14 protein-coding genes are annotated in these 15,016 nt (G+C 44.6%); 13 read left to right on the top strand and 1 reads right to left on the bottom strand.

Annotated elements, in window-relative coordinates; all coding sequences use genetic code 11:
- Positions 1 to 161 precede the first annotated feature (161 nt).
- The 9 genes from ACI35L_RS16295 (at position 162) to ACI35L_RS16255 (ending at position 9,996) form a co-directional block, all read left to right on the top strand.
- Entirely contained in the window at positions 162 to 1,925 is a 1,764-nt protein-coding gene (locus ACI35L_RS16295; protein WP_439803321.1) for a methylmalonyl-CoA mutase family protein, read from the top strand.
- Positions 1,922 to 4,081, top strand: a complete 2,160-nt coding sequence (scpA, locus tag ACI35L_RS16290) for a methylmalonyl-CoA mutase (RefSeq protein ID WP_049670212.1) — start codon at positions 1,922 to 1,924, stop codon at positions 4,079 to 4,081. Before ACI35L_RS16295 ends, scpA begins: the two co-directional genes overlap by 4 nt.
- The gene (meaB, locus tag ACI35L_RS16285; protein ID WP_439803320.1) at positions 4,081 to 5,112 is read left to right on the top strand and encodes a methylmalonyl Co-A mutase-associated GTPase MeaB; all 1,032 of its coding nucleotides are present in this window, start codon (positions 4,081 to 4,083) and stop codon (positions 5,110 to 5,112) included. Before scpA ends, meaB begins: the two co-directional genes overlap by 1 nt.
- 194 nt (positions 5,113 to 5,306) lie before the next feature.
- The gene (locus tag ACI35L_RS16280; RefSeq protein WP_439803319.1) at positions 5,307 to 5,744 is read left to right on the top strand and encodes a BrxA/BrxB family bacilliredoxin; all 438 of its coding nucleotides are present in this window, start codon (positions 5,307 to 5,309) and stop codon (positions 5,742 to 5,744) included.
- A 348-nt stretch (positions 5,745 to 6,092) separates the two neighbouring features.
- Positions 6,093 to 6,878, top strand: coding sequence for a transporter substrate-binding domain-containing protein (locus ACI35L_RS16275; RefSeq protein ID WP_049670215.1), 786 nt, complete (start codon positions 6,093 to 6,095; stop codon positions 6,876 to 6,878).
- A gap of 114 nt (positions 6,879 to 6,992) precedes the next feature.
- Positions 6,993 to 7,649 carry an amino acid ABC transporter permease gene (locus ACI35L_RS16270; protein ID WP_049670216.1) on the top strand — a complete coding sequence of 219 codons (657 nt, stop codon included), beginning with the start codon at positions 6,993 to 6,995 and terminating at the stop codon, positions 7,647 to 7,649.
- A complete protein-coding gene (locus tag ACI35L_RS16265) occupies positions 7,646 to 8,368 on the top strand; it encodes an amino acid ABC transporter ATP-binding protein (RefSeq protein ID WP_049670217.1) in 723 nt (240 codons plus the stop codon). The genes ACI35L_RS16270 and ACI35L_RS16265 overlap by 4 nt, the downstream gene beginning before the upstream one ends.
- A 79-nt stretch (positions 8,369 to 8,447) precedes the next feature.
- Positions 8,448 to 9,422: an aromatic acid exporter family protein gene (locus ACI35L_RS16260; RefSeq protein WP_439803318.1), complete on the top strand. Its 975-nt coding sequence runs from the start codon at positions 8,448 to 8,450 to the stop codon at positions 9,420 to 9,422.
- A gap of 49 nt (positions 9,423 to 9,471) precedes the next feature.
- Positions 9,472 to 9,996, top strand: coding sequence for a L,D-transpeptidase (locus ACI35L_RS16255; RefSeq protein WP_439803317.1), 525 nt, complete (start codon positions 9,472 to 9,474; stop codon positions 9,994 to 9,996).
- A 55-nt stretch (positions 9,997 to 10,051) separates the two neighbouring features.
- Here the strand turns inward: ACI35L_RS16255 and prli42 are convergent, their stop codons facing one another.
- A complete protein-coding gene (prli42, locus tag ACI35L_RS16250; protein WP_156185566.1) occupies positions 10,052 to 10,147 on the bottom strand; it encodes a stressosome-associated protein Prli42 in 96 nt (31 codons plus the stop codon).
- 152 nt (positions 10,148 to 10,299) lie between these two features.
- Between prli42 and mce the strand changes: the two genes are divergently transcribed.
- From mce to ACI35L_RS16230, 4 genes are all read left to right on the top strand, one after another.
- On the top strand, positions 10,300 to 10,713 hold the full coding sequence (gene mce, locus ACI35L_RS16245; RefSeq protein WP_049670220.1) for a methylmalonyl-CoA epimerase: 414 nt from the start codon (positions 10,300 to 10,302) through the stop codon (positions 10,711 to 10,713).
- Positions 10,714 to 10,715: 2 nt separating this feature from the next.
- Complete coding sequence (locus ACI35L_RS16240) at positions 10,716 to 12,263, top strand: acyl-CoA carboxylase subunit beta (protein ID WP_049670221.1); 1,548 nt, start codon at positions 10,716 to 10,718, stop codon at positions 12,261 to 12,263.
- Positions 12,264 to 12,457: 194 nt separating this feature from the next.
- Positions 12,458 to 13,588, top strand: coding sequence for a M20/M25/M40 family metallo-hydrolase (locus tag ACI35L_RS16235; protein WP_049670223.1), 1,131 nt, complete (start codon positions 12,458 to 12,460; stop codon positions 13,586 to 13,588).
- A gap of 88 nt (positions 13,589 to 13,676) precedes the next feature.
- Positions 13,677 to 14,939, top strand: a complete 1,263-nt coding sequence (locus ACI35L_RS16230; RefSeq protein WP_049670224.1) for a DNA polymerase IV — start codon at positions 13,677 to 13,679, stop codon at positions 14,937 to 14,939.
- Positions 14,940 to 15,016: the final 77 nt, after the last annotated feature.

Raw genomic sequence — 15,016 nt, 5'->3', positions numbered from 1 at the left:
TGCGCTCACAGCCATTCAAAAGTTCTTTTTGTATCAAGAAGGAAGAGGTTTGGAAAATGTTGTGATAAAATGGAATTATCAGAAATAAATGACTGATGAGGGGAGGGAGCTTTCTTTCTCGGAGCATTCCGAACAAAAGAAAGCAAGCTATGAGTCTGGATATGTTGAGAAATCATGTATTTTCACAAAGTACTGAACAGGAATGGGAAGAGGCTGTTAAGCGTTCCTTAAAAGGGAAAGATGCAGCTAGCTTACAAACGAAAACCTATGAAAACATTATTTTGAAACCGCTTTATTCCGAAAGCATAGATGATAGGGAGCACCCGGGTGTTCCTCCTTATACAAGAGGAATCGGGACAAAGGAATTATGGATTTGCCAAGAGAATCAAGGCCGGGATGCTGAGGCTGTAAAGGAGGCTGTCCGGAAAGGAATAAGGGGCGGAGAGAATACCATTTCATTTAAGGCGGACTCTTTAAAGCCTGATGAGGTGATAAGGCTTCTGTCTGATTTGCCGATTGATGAATATCCCGTTTTTATCCAAGCGGGCAGGCTGCAGCAGGCGATCATGGAGAGCGGTTTGACTATCACTGGCTCCGTCACGCGTGATTTAATCATGGAATGGGTTCAAGCAGGCGGGCTGCCAATCAATGAAAAGAATGAATTAGCAAACTGGATTTCCCTCATAGGAGAATGGGGACTGAATCATCCTGATATAAAAACAATTATGGTCGATACAACTCCTTACCATGAAGCGGGGGCTGATGCGGCAAGTGAGATTGCCTATGCGCTTGCTGCTGGTGTGGAGTATATGAATGCTGTCCAGGCAGCAGGTCTTGATCAGAGGATGGGATCGAAGCAGATGGTCTTCTCATTCGCCGTCGATTCCCAATTCTTTATCCAAATTGGAAAGCTTAGAGCGGCTAGAAGGCTATGGAGTACCGTTGGACAAGCTTATGGAGTTGAAGATTGTATGATGGTGATTCATGCTAAAACATCGGGTCGCAATAAATCAAGCTATGACCGCCATGTCAATCTTCTTCGAACGAGTAATGAAGCCTTTGCAGCATTGGCTGGAGGCTGTCAGTACATAACTGTTTCACCGTTTGATACGATGCTTTCTCAAGGGAGCTCGCTTGGTGTCCGAATGGCACGAAACATTGTTCATATCCTGAAGGAAGAGGCGGGTATTTGTCAAACGGAGGACCCGGGGGGCGGTTCCTACTATTTGGAGGCGCTGACCGATAAACTATGCGAGAAAGCTTGGGAGCGGTTCCTTGAATTAGAACGCACCGGGGGTATTCTTGCAGCCTTGAAGAAGGGAACGATACAAACGGAGCTTTCCGGTCTGGCACGGAAGCGCCTTGAGAATGTATCTCTGCGAAAAGAGAAAATCATTGGGGTCAATGCGTATGCGAATCCAGCAGAGGCACGTCCTGATGTGGCTGTTAAACAGCCTATCGAACAGTCCGAAATGAAGATGAAAGAGATTACCCCGCTTAAACCGATTACCCTCTCTAGTGAATTTGAGGTAATCCGTTCCATGAACTTGAGCTGGCATAACGAGGAAAAGGCGAAACGAATTGGCTTGGCTGGTATCGGAGAGCTGAAAGCGTATAAACCTTATATGGATTTTGCTAAAGAGATTCTGGCATCTGGCGGGTTAGGCTATCAAGCGGAAGAGGGAATCAGCAAAACAGAGGAAATCCAGCATTTTGTCAAGAAGTCTGAAGTCATGCATCTCATCATTTGCGGCAAAGAGGAGGATCTTCATGAGGAACTATCAGCATTAGCCCTGGCTCCTCATGTCCGTGTATATACAATTGGCGATTTCAGCGGTCACACTAAATATCAGCAGATAGACCGGAGCGTGAATATGATTGAATGGCTCACGGTTCTTTCATCCACGCAGGAGGTAGAGGCATGAAGAGACCAGACTTTTCAAAGATTGATTGGAAAACAACCGCTCATCCTTCTTTAGAGAAGACAGACGAATATCAGGCGGTAAGTGAAACGAATGAACAAATCTCTATTAAGGCGGTTTATGGAAAAGAGGATCTTACGCAGCTTCCCCATATGCCGTCCTATCCGGGGATTGCCCCTTATACGAGAGGACCGTATGCAGCGATGTATGTCAACAGACCATGGACGGTCAGGCAATATGCAGGTTTCTCTACGGCAGAGGAATCCAATGCTTTTTACAGAAGGAATCTGGAGATGGGGCAGAAGGGTCTGTCAGTGGCCTTTGATTTGGCCACTCACCGCGGGTATGACTCTGACCACCCTCGAGTAATTGGGGATGTAGGCAAGGCTGGTGTCGCTATCGACTCCATTGAGGATATGAAAATCTTGTTTGAGGGGATCCCGCTTGAGAAAATGTCTGTTTCAATGACAATGAATGGGGCTGTGCTGCCTGTGATGGCCTTTTATATCGCGGCTGCCATTGAACAGGGGGCAGAGGTCGGGAAACTATCAGGAACGATCCAAAATGATATTTTAAAAGAATACATGGTTCGTAATACATATATATACCCTCCGCAAATGTCAATGAGAATTATTTCGGATATCTTTGCTTATACATCCTCGAAGATGCCGAAGTTTAACAGCATCTCCATCTCAGGCTATCATATGCAGGAAGCAGGCGCACCTGCTGATCTTGAACTTGCCTACACACTCGCTGACGGACTTGAGTATGTCCGTTCAGGGTTGGATGCGGGAATCCCGATTGATACATTTGCGCCAAGGCTCTCCTTCTTCTGGGGAATCGGCATGAATTATTTCATGGAGGTGGCGAAGCTTCGGGCGGCTCGCTATTTATGGGCAACCCTGATGACGCAATTTCATCCGCAAAATGAGAAATCATTGGCCCTTCGCACCCACTCGCAAACATCTGGATGGAGTCTCTCGGAACAAGATCCCTTCAATAATGTTGCCCGAACCTTGATTGAAGCGCATGCAGCTGTAATGGGACATACGCAATCTCTTCATACGAATGCACTTGATGAGGCGATTGCCCTTCCGACTGATTTCTCTGCACGGATTGCACGTAACACTCAGCTGTTCCTGCAGGAGGAAACCGGCTTAACTAATGTCATTGATCCGTGGGGCGGCTCCTATTATGTAGAATCTTTGACCAAGAGTCTCATTGAGAAAGCGTGGGGTCATCTTGAAGAAATTGAGAAGCTTGGCGGTATGGCAAAGGCGATTGAGACCGGCATTCCGAAAATGCGCATTGAGGAGGCTGCCGCTAAAAGGCAGGCGAGAATTGATTCTGGAGAAGAGTCACTCATAGGGGTGAATCGGTACAGAAGTGATGAAACCGATGAATTTGACATTCTTGAAGTGGATAATTCAAAGGTGAGAAGCCAACAGATTGAGAGACTCCAGGCTATTAAGAAAGTACGTGATCATGAAAAAGTTCATGCAGCATTGGAGAAACTGACAGAATCAGCCCGTACTGGCGAAGGCAATCTGCTCGAATATGCTGTAGAGGCAGCGATGCTGCGTGCCACTTTAGGAGAGATATCCGATGCAATTGAAGAAATATCAGGAAGACATCAGGCTGAAGTGAGAACAGTGAGCGGTGTATATGGACGTCATTATCAGCAGGAAGAGAAGATTCAGGAAGTTAGAGAGATGACGGAGGAGTTCATGGAGCATGAGGGCAGACGTCCGCGCATTCTTATTGCAAAAATGGGTCAGGACGGTCATGACAGAGGAGCAAAGGTAGTAGCAACCGCTTATGCAGACCTAGGCTTTGACGTTGACATGGGACCGTTATTCCAAACACCTGAAGAAACAGCTAAGCAAGCCATCGAGAATGATGTGCATGTCATCGGGATGAGCTCTCTTGCTGGCGGACATAAAACATTGCTTCCTCAGCTTAAACAGGAATTGAAACGATTAGGCCGAGAGGATATTATCATCATTGCCGGAGGAGTAATCCCTAAACAGGATTATGATTATTTGCTCGAACATGGAGCGGCTGCAATTTTTGGACCAGGAACAGTTATTCCAGAGGCAGCTGTGACCATCATGGAACAAATCTACAAAGAGCTTGGTTATGAGGAAGTGTCCGATTAATGAGTAAGAAGGAAGGAAGAAGATTTAAGAGAAAAGGGCCAGTAAACCTTCAAGTCCATGATATAGCCTTAAATCTTCAGGAGGGGAACGTGAGCGTTCTCTCAAAGGCGATTACTTTAGTGGAGAGCAGACAGGAGAGCCATCAGCAAGCTGCGCAAGCCATTCTTGAGAAGGTGCTCCCGAGTACCGGAAATGCTGTGAGAATCGGGATATCAGGTGTGCCTGGGGCAGGAAAGAGCACCTTTATTGAAAGCTTTGGTCTTTATCTTTGTAGTCTAGGACATCGGGTGGCTGTTCTGGCTATTGATCCAAGCTCACCCGTCAGCGGCGGAAGTATCCTTGGCGATAAAACAAGAATGGAGAAGCTTTCCCGTCATCCAAGCGCCTTCATCCGTCCGACACCGTCAGATGGGGAGTTTGGCGGTGTGCATCGAAAGACAAGGGAAAGCCTTCTTTTATGCGAAGCAGCAGGGTACTCTGTCATTATCGTTGAAACGGTTGGTGTCGGACAAAGTGAAGCAGAAGTAAGGGATATGGTTGATTTCTTCCTTCTGCTCGCCTTAACAGGAGCGGGAGACGAATTGCAAGGAATGAAAAAGGGGATTCTTGAGCTCGTTGATGCTATAGCAGTCAATAAGGCGGACGGGGATAATGAAGAGAAAGCCCTTATGGCAAAGGAAGAATACAGGCGTGTCACGATGGGGATTAATCCTGCGACTCCCGGATGGACTATTGCGGCGTTAACCTGTTCAGCTCTTTATCAGCATGGATTGGATGATATTTGGAAGCTGATCTTATCCTTTATGGAAGAGACTAAAAAGTCTGGAATCTATGATAGCAGGAGAAGAACTCAGGCTGGGAAATGGCTGCATACTGAGATGAGGCGTCTCTTAGTAGAACGCTTCCTGAAGGATGAGGATATGAAAGTCTCTCTCCAAAGGCAGGAACAGAACGTTATAGAAGGAAAGGTCCTGCCTTCAGCGGCGGCTAGAGAACTAATAAATATTTATTTTTCTTTAAACAAGAAGTAAAATGAGCTTAGTGCCATAAAAAAAGGGATAGCATAGAATGCCATCCTTCAATCAAGGGAGTATAGGGATAAATCTTAATTAAAGGTAGTTTACCCGCCGTAAAAGGTGGATAAACCTATAGGCTGGATTATTTTTTAATTCTATACTCATCTGGTAAAATGAAGGAAAAAGACCGGAAAGGAAGATCAAACGGCATGAGCATGGATTTCAATTTGTTTATGAATGATGTAGTCCGCCAGGCAAGGCAGGAAATACAGAATGCTGGATATAAAGAACTTAAAACGACAGAAGAGGTAGACGAGGCCCTTCAAGCGAAAGGAACAACGCTTGTCATGGTCAATTCCGTCTGCGGCTGTGCAGGCGGGATCGCACGTCCGGCTGCTTATCACGCCGTGAATTACGATAAGCGCCCCGATCATCTTGTGACGGTATTCGCCGGGCAAGATAAGGAAGCAACAGCAAGGGCACGAGAATATTTCACGGGTTATCCGCCATCCTCTCCTTCATTTGCTTTAATGAAGGACGGAGAGATTATTAAGATGATTGAAAGACATGAGATTGAAGGCCATGAGCCAATGCAAGTTATATCCGCATTGCAGCAGGCCTTTGATGAATACTGCGAGGAAATTTAAACCGGCAAGAAGCCAATGCTCCACGAAAAGGGCATTGGCTTTTTTTGCGTAAAGAGGAAAGAAGCCATAAGTATATACTTTTTTATGCATAGATTTTGAATAAAGAAGAGTCATAGGGTTGTAGAGATAGTGTTATCTGAAAATGTAGATAATTAACAATGCCTTGGTATTCTCTTTTAGTGGAAGAATTATGTTATTAATATAGAATGAAAACAAAACGTGCAATCTAAAAAATGATGTGTTAAAATTCATTTTGTTGTATATATATAATTTTTATGGTTTAATAGTTTGTATGAAAATGAAGAGTGCATATGAATTTGATTAACAAACATATTGGGGGAAACACACATGAAAAAGTGGCTACTTAGTTTATTGACTATCGTATTCGCTGGGGTATTATTAAGCGCCTGCGGCAGCGAAGAATCTGGAAGCGAAAACGCAAGTGATAAAAAGGTCTTGAAAATGGCGACCTCCGCTGATTACAAGCCTTTTGAATACATTGATACGGCCAAGAGTGATGAAATCATCGGATTTGATGTTGATTTAGCGAAGACATTGGCTGAAAAGCTCGGCTATGAATTAGAAGTCTCTGACATGGACTTTGGCGGATTGATTACCGCACTGAAAAATGGACAGGCTGATCTCGTGCTGGCTGGAATGACACCGAACGAGAAAAGGGAAAAGAGTGTTGATTTCTCAGACATTTATTATACATCCAATCACATGGTTGTAACAACAAAAGACAGCGGAATCTCCAGTGCGGAAGACCTTGAAGGAAAAACAGTCGGCGCACAGATGGGATCCATCCAGGAAACAAAAGCCGATGAGCTTGCTGAAACAATCAATATAAAAGTTGAAGACCGTAACCGAATTCCTGAACTTGTACAAGAAATTAAAGCTGGCCGTTTTGATGCAGCAATCATTGAAGATACAGTAGCAGAGGGGTATCTCGAAAAGAATGATGACCTGACAGGCTTTTTACTTGAGCAGAACGAAGAGGGAGTCGGCTATGCAATGGCCTTTCCAAAGAACAGTGAATTACGCGGACAATTCAATGAAGAACTTCAAAAAATGAAGGAAAACGGAGAATTGGAAGAATTAATCGTGAAATGGTTTGACGAAGACGCTGAATAAGCAGGACGGGAGAATTTCAGAAGGGCTTGATCCCTCTGAAATTCTTCTTTTATTATCTGCTTTTCATGTCCCCCTATGACACGATAGATGAATCATGAAGAAGGAGAACCTATTATGAATTTAGATTTTACGGGAATTATCCCATCGATGCCTTATATTTTGGAAGGGGTGAAAATCACCCTTCAAATCGCAGCACTTGCAGCTGTTTTTGGTTTTATTCTAGGAACCTTGCTTGCTCTGTGCAAAATCTCTAAGCTTAAAGCGCTGATCTGGCTGGCTGATTTCTATACAAGTATATTCCGCGGTACACCACTTGTCCTTCAATTGATGATTATATACTTTGCATCACCACAATTATTCGGGTTTCAGATTGAAGGATATTGGGCCGCTGTGCTATCTTTTTCCTTGAATTCAGGAGCTTATATTTCAGAAATCATCCGCGGCGGGATCTTGGCCGTTGATAAAGGACAAAAGGAAGCAGCGATGGCGCTGGGCGTTCCTTATACAAGCATGATGGCGAACATCATCCTGCCGCAGGCATATAAAAACATCCTTCCGGCCTTGATGAATGAATTTATTACGTTAACGAAGGAATCAGCAATCGTGACAACAATCGGTGTCATGGATATTATGAGAAGGGCCTATCAGGTCGGGGGAGAGACATTCCAATATTTAGAACCGCTCTTGTTTGCGGGTCTCATCTATTATGTCCTCGTCATGATTCTCACGTTTATTGGAAAAATGGTTGAAAAGAGGTTGCAGCATTCATGATTAAAGTAGAGAATCTACAAAAAAGCTTCGGCAAACTAGAAGTGTTAAAAGGAATTACGACAGAAATCAAGGAAGGGGAAGTAATTGCTGTTATTGGCCCTTCCGGTTCCGGAAAATCAACATTCCTTCGCTGTCTCAACTTAATGGAAACTCCGACTGGCGGAGCCATTTGGATCAAGGGAGAAGAAATTACCGCTCCTAAGACGAATGTCCTTGCAATGCGCCAAAATGTTGGAATGGTGTTCCAGCATTTTAACCTTTTCCCGCATAAGACCGTTCTTGAAAATGTCACATACGCACCTATGAAGGTGAAGAAGATGAAAAAGGATGAGGCTAAGAAGGAAGCGATGGATATTCTCACCAAGGTTGGAATGGCAGAAAAAGCAAATGAGTATCCAGGACAGCTTTCAGGCGGACAAAAGCAGCGTGTCGCCATTGCGCGTGCGCTTGCAATGAAGCCGGAGATTATGCTGTTTGATGAGCCAACCTCTGCTCTTGACCCTGAAATGGTCAAAGAGGTTCTTGAGGTTATGAAATCCTTGGCAAATTCAGGGATGACGATGGCCATTGTAACGCATGAAATGGGCTTTGCGAAAGAAGTGGCTGACAGAGTCCTCTTCCTTGATGGGGGAGTTATTGTGGAGGACAGCGCTCCTGAGCTTTTCTTTACAGCACCATCATCCCAGCGCGCAAAAGAGTTCTTGCAGAAAGTATTGTAAATAGCATATTCTAAAGAAAGATATTCTGATATTCAGAATGTCTTTTTTTGGGTACATTACTTATCGGGGTGATACATACATGTTCAAAATTGGCTATCGAACGATCAAAACGGCAATTGGGACACCAATGGCCATTTATCTTGCACAATTGATCGGTCTGCAAAGCTTTGCTTCGGCTGGAATCATTACTATTTTGTGTATCCAGCGTACGAAAAAGAAATCGCTCAGGGCAGCTGGAGACCGTTTTGCAGCCTGTTTGATTGCGATGGCCTATTCCTATTTATTCTTTGAGTGGCTCGGATATACACCGCCCGTCATCGGGTTAATGCTCCTATTATTTATCCCGACAACTGTCGCGTTGAAGGTGTCCGGCGGTATCGTGACGAGCTCCGTCATAATCCTTCATCTATATGCTTCAAACTCGATTACCATGGCGACTTTGTTTAATGAGTTCTGCCTTGTCGTCATCGGAATCAGCGTTGCTTTTCTTGTGAACTTCTATATGCCAAGCATGGACCGCGAAATCATTTCGTATAAAGAAAAGATTGAGGACTTATACAGAATTATATTAAAGGAACTAAGTGAATACTTAGTGACAGGTAATAGCATCTGGACAGGAAAGGAAATTATTGAGGCAGATAACGCCATCAAAAAAGCGGTCTTTTATGCTGCCGTTGATCTAGAGAATCATATTACCGGAAGCGAGGATTCCTATTATCATTACTTCAAGCTCAGGGAAAGACAGCTTGGCATCTTGAAGCGTATTCTTCCGCTCGCAGGGAAAATGGATTTATCCGAGCATGAGGGCAGTCGTGAAATGGGTGAATTCATTGGACATTTGAGTGATAATGTTCATCACAGGAATACGACAGAAGAACATATCAAACAGCTTGAAGATCTGCTGGATGAATTGAAGAAAAAGGATATTCCGGCGAATTTTGATGAATTTGAACGCCGTGCGGCTCTTTTCCAATTGGGAAAGGAACTGAAGGATTACCTCATTATCAAGAGCACGGTCAAACCATTGCCCTATACGAGAGTGAGAAGAGGCTGAATAAGACGAGTGAGAAGGTCAGATACTATGTGAAAAAAGGGGATTCCCTATGAACTGGCTCTCACTCGTTTTTGTTTTGCACATCATCTCGCCGCTCTGGCCCCTTGGACCGAATCCGCTTCCTGGCGATCCGTTCATCATTATTAATAAACAGGAAAATGAATTGTATTATTATGAGGATGAACAGGAACTGATGCGTTTCTCGGTAGCGACAGGAAAAGAAGCAGGCGATACCCCTGAAGGACTATTTACGATTGTGACGAAATTTACGGACCCTGAATATTCCGCTAAGCGGATACCCGCAAATAGTCCGCGCAATCCATTAGGCTCAAGATGGATGGGCATTGATGCACGAGAGACAAATGGGCGGGTGTATGGAATCCACGGAACCAATAGAGAAGACTCCATCGGCAAACATATTTCAAATGGCTGCATACGCATGAAAAATGAAGATGCCGAACGATTATTCACCCATGCTCCACTCGCCACAAAGGTATACATATACTCAGGAGATGAGGACCCGCTTATCTTTGCCATTAAATATGGTGCCGTCAGTAAAGCGGCAAAGCCTTGATAAAAGATAAAAAAACACCAGCTATGAGAAAGCTGGTGTTTTCTAATACGACCGATTATAGAAAAGCGGAAATCCCTGATAGCAAGGTAACAACCACCATAGAGATGATCATTAAATAGACAATGACTTTTCGGGTACGCTTATTAGACATGAATTCCACTCCTTATTTGCTCTTATTTCGATACTACTATGTTTCGCATTCCTCCTCAAGTGAAAAAAATTTCTGCTCATTCAAGCTATATGTCTTTATAGAATTTTACGAATGTTCTATTATTTAAATAGGCAAAAAAAGGGAGGATGAGTATGCATAGGGGAATTGATCATATAGGCGTTGCCGTGAAATCAATTTCGAAAGCGCTTCCTATTTATGAGGATGTACTTGGAATGATTCACGAAGGGGAAGAAATTGTTCAAGGTCAAAAGGTAAGGGTTGCCTTCCTATCGGCAGGAAATACCCGGATTGAGCTGCTAGAACCTCTTGATGAGACAAGCCCAATTGCGAAGTTTATCGAAACAAAAGGGGAGGGCATTCACCATATTGCTCTTGAAGTTACGAGTATTAAAGATAGAATTGCTGAACTGAAAGAAAAAGGATTACAGTTGATTGATGAAGAACCGAGGCCTGGTGCACATCATACAGAAGTGGCATTCATACATCCTAAGTCAGTACATAGGGTTTTGGTTGAATTATGTGAGAAACCGAAACGGGAGGAATAAGGGTGGATATTTACGAGAAGATCACGGAGCTGTATGACAGAAGGAATGATATTGAGCTTGGCGGTGGATTCGAGAAGATTGAGAAGCAGCATGATAAGGGAAAATTAACGGCCAGGGAACGGATTGACCTTCTTGTAGATGAGGATAGCTTTGTAGAACTATATGCATTTGTTGAACATCGTAATAAAGATTTCGGGCTGGATCAGGTAAAGGGGCCGGGAGATGGTGTAGTAACCGGGTACGGCAAAATTGATGGCAGGCCTGTATACATATTCTCACAGGATTTCACGGTATTTGGAGGAGCTCTTGGTGAGATGCATGCCAAGAAAATCTCCAATATTATGGACTTGGCTGCGAAAAACGGTGCGCCGATTATCGGCCTGAATGACTCAGGCGGGGCGAGAATTCAAGAAGGTGTCACATCACTTGATGGATATGGACATGTCTTCTATCGGAATGTCATCTATTCGGGGGTTGTTCCGCAAATATCTGTCATCATGGGGCCGTGCGCGGGCGGTGCCGTCTATTCGCCGGCTATTACGGATTTTGTTTTCATGGTTGATAAGACAAGCCAGATGTTCATTACAGGACCAAAGGTAATTGAAACCGTTACAGGTGAGAAGATCAGCTCAGAGGACCTCGGCGGAGCTAAGGTTCATAATACAGTGAGCGGGAATGCTCATTTCGAAGGGAAAACAGAAGAGGAGACTTTGCTGATGGTCAGACAGCTTGTGTCTTATCTGCCTCTCAATAACGAGCAATCTCCCCCTCGCAAAGACTGGAATGATAACGATGATGACCGGCCGGACCTCTGTGATATCGTGCCGTTTGATGGTGTTCGACCATATGATGTTAGAAAGGTTGTGCGAGAGGTAGTGGATGAAGGATCCTTTATGGAGATCCAGGAGGGATTTGCGAAGAATATTGTGATTGGTTTAGCCCGCCTCCGCGGGGAAACGATTGGCCTTGTTTGTAACCAGCCTAAAAACATGGCAGGGGGACTTGATATTAATTCGTCCGATAAGGCAGCACGATTCATCCGTTTTTGTGACTCCTTCAATATTCCGATTGTCACCTTTGAAGATGTATCCGGCTTCTTCCCTGGAATTAAGCAGGAGCATGGGGGAATCATTCGACATGGTGCGAAGATTCTGTATGCGTACTCAGAGGCAACAGTGCCAAAGCTGACAGTCATCCTGCGCAAAGCGTACGGAGGGGCTTATGTCGCCCTCAACAGCAAATCGATTGGGGCAGATCTAGTATATGCTTGGCCAAATGCGGAAATAGCCGTTATGGGACCACAGGGTGCCGCTAACATCATCTTTGCGAGAGAAATAAATAATAGTCCAGACCCAGAGAAGGTCCGTCAGCAAAAAATTGAGGAATACCGGGAAAAGTTTGCGAATCCTTATGTGGCAGCCAGCCAAGGGATGGTTGACGATGTCATCGACCCGCGCGAGACAAGGCTCAAAATTGCTCAGGCACTAGAGATCCTAAGAACGAAGAAGGAAGTTCGCCCGGCGAAAAAGCATGGCAATATACCATTATGAGAAAGAGGAAGAGAAATCCATTGCGGATTTCTCTTCTTTTCATGAAAGGGCTTAAACGTTCTATCTATTCAGAATTGTTACGCTTAATAGGCAAAATATGTCTAGGGCAGCAGGGGGCTCCGCCCTTTTCTTATCAGAAAAACATCGGTATACTTAAAAAGGTAAAGCTTATTCCTGGTTAGGAGGAAGATAGAATGATTAATGAAGAAAGATTATTGCAGGAATTCCTAGAATTAGTCCAAATCGATTCTGAAACAAAAAATGAAGGCCAAATCTCAAAAGTATTAAAAGATAAATTCACGGCGCTTGGCCTGGATGTATACGAAGACAATGCCAAAGAAGCTACAGGCTTTGGGGCTGGAAACTTAATTTGTACACTTCCTGGAAATGTGGAGGGTGCGGATACCATTTACTTCACATCCCATATGGATACCGTAACACCAGGAGTCGGCGTTAAGCCAAGCATTAAGGATGGCTATGTTGTAACTGATGGGACAACCATCCTTGGAGCGGATGATAAGACTGGTCTTTCAGTCATGCTTGAGGTACTTCGTGTAATCAAAGAGAATGACTTGAAGCACGGAACAATCCAATTCATTATTACAGTGGGAGAAGAATCCGGCCTTGTAGGTGCGAAGGCGCTAGATCCATCTCTTATTAAAGCTACATACGGTTTTGCACTAGACAGCGATGAAGCGGTAGGAAATATTATCGTTGCTGCTCCGACACAAGCAAAAATTAAAGCGGTGATTAAAGGGAAAACAGCTCATGCAGGCGTGGCTCCTGAAAAGGGCGTTTCAGCAATCACGATTGCTGCAAAAGCTATCGCAAAAATGCCGCTTGGCCGCATTGATGAAGAAACAACTGCGAATATCGGTCGTTTTGATGGCGGTAATCAGCAAACAAATATCGTAGTAGACCATGTTGAAATCTTGGCAGAAGCACGTTCATTAATTACAGAGAAGATGGAAGCTCAAGCAGCTCTCATGAAGGAAGCGTTTGAATCTGTGGCAGCTGAGATGGGCGGTACAGCAGAGGTGGAAATCGATGTCATGTACCCTGGCTTCAAATATGGAGACGGTGACCATGTCGTAGAAGTAGCCAAGAAGGCTGCACGAAAAATCGGAAGAGAACCTGAATTAAAGCATAGCGGCGGCGGTTCTGACGCAAACGTCATTGCCGGACATGGCATTCCGACAGTCAACCTGGCAGTAGGCTATGAAGAAATTCATACAACCAATGAAAAAATGCCAATTGCTGAACTATATAAATTAGGTGAAATGGTCCTGGCCATCATTGAAGAAGTAGCTGCTCCAACGAAGTAATCTATAAAGGAAATCGGCCACCGGGGGATACCGGTGGCTTCTTTGCCATGATACTAGTTCATGGCAGATGGAGTAGGGAGTGATTGACATGACAGTAAAAGGGCAGCCCAAAAGAGGAGGGCGCATTATTCTGCACGTAGATATGAATAGCTTTTATGCTTCGGTCGAAATCGCCTTTGACCCAGCACTCAAAGGGAAGCCTCTGGCCATTGCGGGAAATGCAAAGGAGCGCAGAGGCATTATCGTGACCTGCAGTTACGAGGCACGGAAGTTTGGCGTTAAGACGACCATGCCTATTTGGCAGGCGCAAAAGCTTTGCCCGAAACTGATTGTGATGGAACCTAATTTTGACCGTTACCGCTCAGCCTCCCAAGGGATCTTTGAACTGCTTCGAACATTTACTCCATTAGTGGAGCCGGTATCCATTGATGAGGGCTATTTAGATATCACGGATTATTGTGAAGGAAAGTCACCCATCAAGATTGCACAAACGATTCAGGAGCGCATTATGGAGACGATGGGTCTTCCGTGCAGCATTGGGATTGCACCGAATAAATTCCTAGCCAAAACTGCCTCTGACATGAAGAAGCCGATGGGCATCACCATCCTCCGCAAACGTGAAGTAAAGGACAAGCTTTGGCCTCTTCCGGTCGGGGAAATGCATGGAGTCGGTGAGAAAACAGCTGAAAAGCTGGCAACACTGCAAATCAAAACCATCGGCGACCTAGCAAATGCCTATGAAGGAGCACTAGAGAAGCTCCTCGGCATCAATGGGCTTCGCCTGAAGGAACGGGCAAACGGGATAGACCGCCGAGAGGTAGACCCCGAATCAATCTATGATTACAAAAGTGTCGGTAACTCGACAACACTTCCGAGAGATGTTGCCAATCAGCAGGAATTATTTGCTGTGCTGAAGCGTTTGAGTGAAAAAGTCGGGGCAAGACTCAAGAAAAAAGAGCTATTAGCGGCAAAAGTTCAAATAATGATACGTTATAAGGATAGAAGAACCGTAACTCGGGGTAAAACATTGGTAAACCCTATCGTCAAAGGCGATGATTTGTACACACATGCGAAGGAATTGTTCATGAAGCATTGGAGCGGCGATCCCGTCCGTCTGCTCGGTGTTACTGCCAATGAAGTCGTCGACGCCCACGAGGCCATGAAGCAGCTCGATTTATTTTCCTACACACAGGATGTGAAGGAAGTGAAGCTTGAGTCTGCCATGGATGCCATTACGAAGAAGTTCGGAAGCCAAATCATTCAAAAAGGCATTGAAGTCAAAGATTCCAATGCCGCGAGCAATACGAGCTTCAGCAAGGATTTTTTGCATCGTCCAAAGCAAGGGGAGTGACCTTTGAAATAATGGTTTAAGAACTTGCACAAATGGTGTAAAATTGCTAAGGTTAATACGGTTTATACAAGTGAAAT

This window comes from Pradoshia sp. (assembly GCF_051873915.1).
Classification (GTDB): domain Bacteria; phylum Bacillota; class Bacilli; order Bacillales; family Pradoshiaceae; genus Pradoshia.
The sequence above is the reverse complement of the archived record's forward strand: the minus strand, read 5'-3'. Positions and strand labels throughout refer to the sequence as shown.

Bases quoted from the DNA above. Each gene is read 5' to 3' on its own strand.
- ACI35L_RS16295 (WP_439803321.1), top strand. From the start codon at position 162: ATGTTGAGAAATCATGTATTTTCACAAAGTACTGAACAGGAATGGGAA.
- scpA (WP_049670212.1), top strand. From the start codon at position 1,922: ATGAAGAGACCAGACTTTTCAAAGATTGATTGGAAAACAACCGCTCAT.
- meaB (WP_439803320.1), top strand. From the start codon at position 4,081: ATGAGTAAGAAGGAAGGAAGAAGATTTAAGAGAAAAGGGCCAGTAAAC.
- ACI35L_RS16280 (WP_439803319.1), top strand. From the start codon at position 5,307: ATGAGCATGGATTTCAATTTGTTTATGAATGATGTAGTCCGCCAGGCA.
- ACI35L_RS16275 (WP_049670215.1), top strand. From the start codon at position 6,093: ATGAAAAAGTGGCTACTTAGTTTATTGACTATCGTATTCGCTGGGGTA.
- ACI35L_RS16270 (WP_049670216.1), top strand. From the start codon at position 6,993: ATGAATTTAGATTTTACGGGAATTATCCCATCGATGCCTTATATTTTG.
- ACI35L_RS16265 (WP_049670217.1), top strand. From the start codon at position 7,646: ATGATTAAAGTAGAGAATCTACAAAAAAGCTTCGGCAAACTAGAAGTG.
- ACI35L_RS16260 (WP_439803318.1), top strand. From the start codon at position 8,448: ATGTTCAAAATTGGCTATCGAACGATCAAAACGGCAATTGGGACACCA.
- ACI35L_RS16255 (WP_439803317.1), top strand. From the start codon at position 9,472: ATGAACTGGCTCTCACTCGTTTTTGTTTTGCACATCATCTCGCCGCTC.
- prli42 (WP_156185566.1), bottom strand. From the start codon at position 10,147: ATGTCTAATAAGCGTACCCGAAAAGTCATTGTCTATTTAATGATCATC.
- mce (WP_049670220.1), top strand. From the start codon at position 10,300: ATGCATAGGGGAATTGATCATATAGGCGTTGCCGTGAAATCAATTTCG.
- ACI35L_RS16235 (WP_049670223.1), top strand. From the start codon at position 12,458: ATGATTAATGAAGAAAGATTATTGCAGGAATTCCTAGAATTAGTCCAA.
- ACI35L_RS16230 (WP_049670224.1), top strand. From the start codon at position 13,677: ATGACAGTAAAAGGGCAGCCCAAAAGAGGAGGGCGCATTATTCTGCAC.